Origin of the sequence: Desulforhopalus singaporensis (assembly GCF_900104445.1) — a bacterium.
GTDB classification, from domain to species: Bacteria; Desulfobacterota; Desulfobulbia; order Desulfobulbales; family Desulfocapsaceae; genus Desulforhopalus_A; species Desulforhopalus_A singaporensis.
In genome coordinates, this window is sequence record NZ_FNJI01000076.1 from 1 (window position 1) to 6,622 (window position 6,622).

6 protein-coding genes are annotated in these 6,622 nt (G+C 45.3%); all 6 read left to right on the forward strand.

Annotated features, from left to right (window positions below):
• On the forward strand, positions 1-646 hold a 646-nt coding region (locus BLQ17_RS21345), incomplete at its 5' end, for a glycine radical domain-containing protein (RefSeq protein WP_092226235.1).
• A 240-nt stretch (positions 647-886) separates the two neighbouring features.
• Positions 887-1,657 (forward strand): NAD(P)-binding domain-containing protein, encoded by a 771-nt coding sequence (locus BLQ17_RS21355; RefSeq protein ID WP_092226238.1) that lies wholly within the window; start codon positions 887-889, stop codon positions 1,655-1,657.
• 84 nt (positions 1,658-1,741) lie between these two features.
• Complete coding sequence (locus BLQ17_RS21360; protein WP_092226246.1) at positions 1,742-3,253, forward strand: sigma-54 interaction domain-containing protein; 1,512 nt, start codon at positions 1,742-1,744, stop codon at positions 3,251-3,253.
• A 571-nt stretch (positions 3,254-3,824) separates the two neighbouring features.
• On the forward strand, positions 3,825-3,986 hold the full coding sequence (locus BLQ17_RS23800) for a hypothetical protein (protein ID WP_407919133.1): 162 nt from the start codon (positions 3,825-3,827) through the stop codon (positions 3,984-3,986).
• Positions 3,922-4,200 (forward strand): hypothetical protein, encoded by a 279-nt coding sequence (locus BLQ17_RS22805; RefSeq protein WP_176761387.1) that lies wholly within the window; start codon positions 3,922-3,924, stop codon positions 4,198-4,200. Before BLQ17_RS23800 ends, BLQ17_RS22805 begins: the two co-directional genes overlap by 65 nt.
• Positions 4,201-4,412: 212 nt before the next feature.
• Positions 4,413-6,086: a BCCT family transporter gene (locus tag BLQ17_RS21375; protein WP_092226244.1), complete on the forward strand. Its 1,674-nt coding sequence runs from the start codon at positions 4,413-4,415 to the stop codon at positions 6,084-6,086.
• Positions 6,087-6,622 lie beyond the last annotated feature (536 nt).

Genomic DNA, 6,622 nt, shown 5'->3' on the forward strand with positions numbered 1-6,622 from the left:
CATGGACAAGCTCCTTGACGCAGTGGCGAAAAATTTCGCCGGGGAAGAGTTTATGCGCCAGACCATCATGAACAAGACCCCGTTTTTCGGCAACGACGATGATTATGCCGATAGTATTGGTGTACGGGTATACGATGACCTGGTGGACATTATCGAGGGCAAGCCCAATGTCAAGGGCGGGGAATATCACCTGAACATGCTGTCAACCACCTGCCACATCTATTTCGGCAAGGTCCTCGGCGCCACCCCCAACGGGCGGCTGGCCGGTAAATCGATCTCGGACGGTACCTCCCCCTCCCACGGAGCCGATACCAACGGCCCGTCGGCGGTGGTCAAGTCCCTTGGCAAACTGGACCAGATCAAGTCCGGCGGCACCTTGCTCAATCAGCGCTTTCTCCCGAGCTTGTTGAAAAAGGATCATGATATCAGAAAACTCGGCCAGCTTATCAGGTCGTACTTTGCCCTGGGCGGCCACCATATCCAGTTCAATATCGTCGACACGGCAACCCTGCTGGCGGCCCAGGAGTGCCCCGACGACTATAAGGATCTGCTGGTCCGTATGGCGGGGTACAGCGATTATTTCAACGATATGAACGATGACCTGCAGCAGGAGATCATCGAACGGACTGAAAACGATGCTTTCTGATACTGTTTCTCCGGAGTTTCAGGGGAGTACGGCGAAAAAGAAGATCGGCGGGGGTGACGGAGGTGGGGCTTCCATGGTGACGGGGTTGGTTTTTGACTTAAAAATTCGAAATAAACGACGGTCCTCATTTGTATTATCTTCATCAAAACTTGATGTCTGCGGTTCGACGTACGGTTTAAAAATTATTCACAAGAAATAATGGTTCATTTGGCAAACGAGTAAAAAAAGGATTAATATTTTATGAGCAAAACACTAGGAATTTTGGGAGTGGGACATCTGGCGAGCTATGTGGTCGCTGGACTGCGCAAAGCAGGCGATCAACGTCCCATCCTTCTATCGCCTCGAAATAAAAAACACGCCTTAACGCTGAAACAGGAACATGGGTGTGATATCGCCGTCGATAACCAGGCTGTTGCAGACCAATGCAAGATTATCTTGCTGTCCGTCAGGCCCGCCCAGGTTGAAGAAATTCTGAGCAACCTGAAATTAACAACCGACCACTTGCTCGTATCCTGCGTTGCAGGTATGTCACTCGAACATATCCAGGTACTGGCCGGGCCCGCCGAAGTTGTGCTGACCCTCCCCCTGGCCTGTTCGGAAATGGGCCAGGGAGTGGTGCCACTTCATCCTGATAACCCGATCGCACGTGAGCTGCTCAGCCAGTTGGGTAAGCTGATTGTCTTTAACGATCAAAGTCAGTTTGGATTAGCGTCAACAGCTGCGTGCATGAATGGTTGGATTTATGCCTTTCTCGATAATTTAACCGATTGGTTCATTGCGAAAGGCTTATCCGAAGCGCAGGCACGTGAGTTGGTACTTCATTCCGTGCAGGGGGCAACAGCATTGGCAGCGGCCAAAACTGACCAGTCACTGCGTGAGATATGTGACTCCATTGCCACTCCTGGTACTTACACCCGGATAGGTTTGGATATATTAGAAGCAAAAGAGGCCTTTTCACAGTGGGGAGAGGCCTGTGAAAAAATGAATGAGGCTTTTACTAAGGCGGTTTAGCTTGAATATAGATATCAGCGCACGATCAGTGCATTAAGAAAATTAGGTAACATGAGGGATAATTTAAGAAAATTTTTCTTTTCCATGGAAGAAATTGATTGGACCGCTGTAGATCTTTCGTTACTCCTCTCTAAATTTCATGAAGGGATTCTCGTGACTGAAAGTACAGGTAAAATTCTCTATTACAATCAGTCAATGAGTAAGGTCGATGATATTGAACCTGAATATGCTATAGGCAAAAATATTCTGGATGTTTACGATTTGACTAAAGAACAAAGTCCCACGATGCGATGTTTAACTAGCCTTAAACCAGTTTTGAATGAGCCAATGTTCTATCGCACCCACTTGGGAAAGGTTACAAATGCCATCTTGAATGTGTATCCGTTGTTCAGTAGAAAAGTCCTGGTTGGTGCCATCTGTTTCGTCAATGAATATCACACGGTAGAAAGAAAATTTTCAACAATTTCTCCCCTGAGATCCCCTAAATCTGAAAAAGAGAACGGAACCAGATTCACCTTTTCCGATATAATAGGCCGGCGTACGGATCTTGCTGAGAGTGTCCGGTTTGCCCAAATGGCAGCGGAGTCAACGTCTTCTGTTTTGATAACCGGTGAGACAGGAACAGGAAAGGAGCTTTTTGCGCAGTCCATTCATAATTTAAGCAACTTCAAAAAAAACCAGTTTGTACCGATAAATTGTGCGGCAATCCCTGAAAATCTACTTGAAGGCATTCTTTTCGGAACATCAAAGGGAGCGTTTACCGGAGCCATAGAAAAGGCAGGATTATTTGAGCAGGCAAATGGTGGGACACTTTTCCTTGACGAACTGAACTCTATGCCTGTATCGCTCCAGACAAAACTGCTCAGGGTTATTCAGGAAATGAAAATAAGAAGGATAGGATCACATAAAGAAATTAATATTGATCTCAAAATAATTAGCTCAGTCAACAATGATCCTATCGAGGAAATAAAGAGAGGTAATTTACGGGTCGATCTATTTTACAGGGTGGGAGTTGTATCTATTAATATTCCTCCATTGCGCGAACGAAAAAGAGACATCACTAAGCTTATCAATCATTTTATCGATAAGTTCAACTTGCGCCAAAATAAAAATGTATCGGGCATAGCACCGGAAGTTCAGAAATACTTTACTCATTATCGTTGGCCGGGAAATGTACGTGAGTTGGAACATGTGTTAGAGGGAGCAATGAATTTTGTCGACAGGGGTAAGTTCATTGAAACGTGTCATCTGCCTCAACATTTCCTGAGGTCTAATGTAGTAACAGGTACTGTTGAAAAAAAATCCGCAACTAAGATTAATTCTAATGTTTCATCACGAACCGTCCTGAATACTCCTCTCAATGAATTCTGCAAAACTACTTCAAAATCCGATCTGTCGCTGCAGGAACTTGATGCCGAATACTGTGCAGCGGAAAAGCAGATTATCAGGCGAGTCCTTCTGTCTTCAAAGGGAAATATCGCCCGCGCAGCCAAAAACCTCGGACTTGGCTCGCCTCAGGCCCTCTTGTATAAAATGAAAAAACTTGGTCTCAATCGCTCAGAGTTTCGTAAACAAAAAATTAAACAATACCAATAAAATATTTTATTAAAATATTTTAATTTTTAGATCAATTTAAAATAAAATATTTTAATTTCTAGGCATAGTCATGCTTTGACCTTATGTTATAAAATCCATATTTATGTGTTGATAATAGATAGTTAATAGCAAAAACTCACTGTCTCACACATTAATCCTTCGTCTGGCATTAAATCTGCTAAATGATCTCTCAAATAGATATCACGTCTTGATAGCCTTCTGTTTATGTTGGATATGAGATTGATAACACCTACTTCTACGGCAAAATACTTAGATTCTCTTTAGCAATGAGTAACACCCTAAATCACAGCTATATGGTTGTCATATTGGGTGTAATCTGGAGGAATTTGACTACATCTTCCTCAGAAGGTTTGCACGTGATGCGATATACGAGCAGTAAGCAACTCAGTCTGAATGGGTCCTTCCCTTTGGTGGTTCATTGAATCCGAACAACCGTTGGGTGTAGTGGAACGATGCTGTTCCGTAGGACGACCTGGCTACATGCTATTGCAAAACTATGAATCCCAGGAAGGGAAACCCCGGTAAAGATGCACGACTGATGATCGGAGCAATGATCCTTAAAAATAAGCTGACTCTAAGTCACGAGGAGACGGCTATGCAAATTCAGGGAAACCCGTACATCCAATATTTTGTCGGCTTCAGCAGTTATGTGGATAAGCCTGTTCGTAGATATTCGCGAACGGATGGGTGCAAAAGTGTTTGCCCAATTTGAACAAATTACCCTTGAGAAGATCGGGAGGCCCCGTCGTACAGGCAGAGCGAAAGAGGAAAATAGCGAGAAACTACTCATCGATGCAACAGTTACTGAGCAGGCGATTCAGAATGAGGCACGTAAGAGTGCCGAGCCAAGCTGGAAAACAATATTCCTGACAAAAAAGTGCTCTTGTGAGGGTGATCAAGATAAAAATAACCGGTGCGTTTTTTAGGGAAAAAGTAGCCTGTTGACGGCCGGATAACTTTAAAGTCTTAGGAGGGGACAATTTCAACAGATACAGAGATATCTTCAAGTATTGGGCTGCTCCGGCAAAGTCCGGTTTGTTTTCAACAGAAACTCACTGGATTTATTGGGTAAAATAAAATCATCATGGGGTAATATTGGGCTCAAGGGTGATGAGCAATTCTTTTTAAGGAGGAATGCATGGCACTAAAACCACCAGTAACAGATCTCAACATAAAGGTAAGCAGGGAGGGGTTCTACGCGGGGTTTAGCAAAGGGACAACCATAGGATCGAAAATCATCATCAGTGCGCTAGTGCTGTGGGCTGCCTTCTTCTCAGAGCAGGCCGGAGCTCTGCTGTTGAAAATCCGCGGCTGGTCTTTTGAGTCCTTTGGTCCCTGGTATATCTATGCCATGGCCTTTGTCGTTTTTCTCTGCTTGGTGCTAGCTGTGTTCCCATCCATTGGCAAGGTCCGGCTTGGCGGCCTGGATGCAAAACCGGAATTCAGCAGATTTTCGTGGTTTTCAATGATGTTTGGCGCCGGTATCGGAATCGGCATGCTCACCTTTTCCACTGCAGAGCCGATCTATCATTTTGCCAGTAATCCCGATACTATTATCGGCGCGGTTGCTCCTAAATCCGCAGAAACTCTCCGTTCGGTTTACAAGTGGTCCTTTTTCCACTGGGGGCTTACGGCCTGGAGTTGTTACGGCATTGTCGGACTTGCACTTGCTTTTTTCTCCTATAACAGAAACTTGCCCCTGACCATCAGATCTGGACTTACGCCGCTTTTCGGCAGGAAGATGGAAGGGCTTGCTGGTGATCTTGTTGATATTTCAGCTGTTATTGCAACTATTCTGGGCATTGCCGTTACCATCGGCTACGGCATCACCCAGTTTGCATCTGGATTGAGTATCATCACCGGTGCCGACTGGATGCTCAACAGCGAAGGAGCTCCTACCAACAGTGCCATGCTTGTAGGTCTTGTCATCATTATGGCCGCATCCATCCTGTCTGCTGCATCTGGAGTGAGAAAAGGCATTAAGTGGCTCAGCAACATTAATATGATTCTGTCCTTTGCCTTGTTGGCGTTCTTCCTTATTTTTGGCTCCCCCTTTGTTGCCATAAAATCTTTTTTTGTTGGCATCGCAGATTATATCGTTAACTTTCCGGTTCAGGCTATGACCTACTGGGCCAATTCCGATGTGGAGCCTGCAGCAACACTTTATAAATGGCAGTCGGTCTGGTGGACCGTCTTCTACTGGGCCTGGTGGATTGCCTTTGCACCGTTTGTCGGTCTGTTCTTTGCCAGGATATCCCGTGGCCGGACGATTCGTGAGTATGTGCTGGGTACCATGATCCTGCCTTCAATCATGTGTTTTATCTGGTTTACCGTCGTCGGCGGTACGGCGATTGACCTGGAGTTGACGGGAAAAGCCGGTGGCGCCATCCTTTCGGCAGGACAGGAAGCGCAACTCTATGCAACCCTCAAATTAATGGTTGGCAGCGGTGTGTTCAAGCTCATGACATTTATGGTGGCAATTCTCCTGATAACCTATCTTGTTACCTCCGCAGATTCCGGCATTTTGATCCTCAACACGATTTTATCAGGAGGTGATGAGGGGCAGAAAGCAAAACGGCATATTATTTTCTGGGGATCAACTGTTACCGTTGTGATTACTGTCCTGCTCCTTGCCGGTGGCCTGGGGGCGATCAAATCCGCAATGCTTCTTGGAGCGCTTCCTTTTTCTGCGATAATGGTGCTCATGGGGCTTGCCCTGGTCAAGGCTCTGGCCAGGGATGCCATGCGGTTGAAAATAGGTGAGGAGCTTGTGAAGCCTGAAGTGCGGGAATTAGACAATCAACCTGCGTAAACTTGGCAACGGGTGAGAGAGGTAGAACAATAACAAGTAATAGAGACGGGCGAGTACGCCCGTCTCTATTACTTGTGAACCACCAGGGAAAAAATATATCTTGAAAAATAATATTAATCCGGTGGGCAAATACGTCTAATCCGGATGCCGCTTTCGGGTTCGCATTTGATTATCTGGCTGTTTTTACGTCAATCAATTTGACGCCTAACTAATATATACGAAAAGTTTAAGCCAGCTATTCCCGTTTTAGCGACTTATTCGCCAAAGACGCAACTCTTCATGAGGTATCAGAGGTTGTCATGATGAATTTTAAAGGAGCAAGGCTTTCATCTACGATTTATCCGGAGATGAAGTCTTTTTTTCCTAAAATTGACTGTTTCTTGGGCACATCAATCCATTTTCCCATGGAAATATGATTTTTTCATGGGGCTTTGATCTTTGAAACAACGTTTTTGGGGTTGAGCAAGAAGCCATTACGTTTTGAAAGCCTCCTTGCTGCCAAAAACTATTATCCGCAGGACTCTCTCCATGGAATC

Coding starts and splice junctions, on each gene's coding strand:
- BLQ17_RS21355 (WP_092226238.1), top strand. CDS start 887: ATGAGCAAAACACTAGGAATTTTGGGAGTGGGACATCTGGCGAGCTAT.
- BLQ17_RS21360 (WP_092226246.1), top strand. CDS start 1,742: ATGGAAGAAATTGATTGGACCGCTGTAGATCTTTCGTTACTCCTCTCT.
- BLQ17_RS23800 (WP_407919133.1), top strand. CDS start 3,825: ATGATCCTTAAAAATAAGCTGACTCTAAGTCACGAGGAGACGGCTATG.
- BLQ17_RS22805 (WP_176761387.1), top strand. CDS start 3,922: ATGTGGATAAGCCTGTTCGTAGATATTCGCGAACGGATGGGTGCAAAA.
- BLQ17_RS21375 (WP_092226244.1), top strand. CDS start 4,413: ATGGCACTAAAACCACCAGTAACAGATCTCAACATAAAGGTAAGCAGG.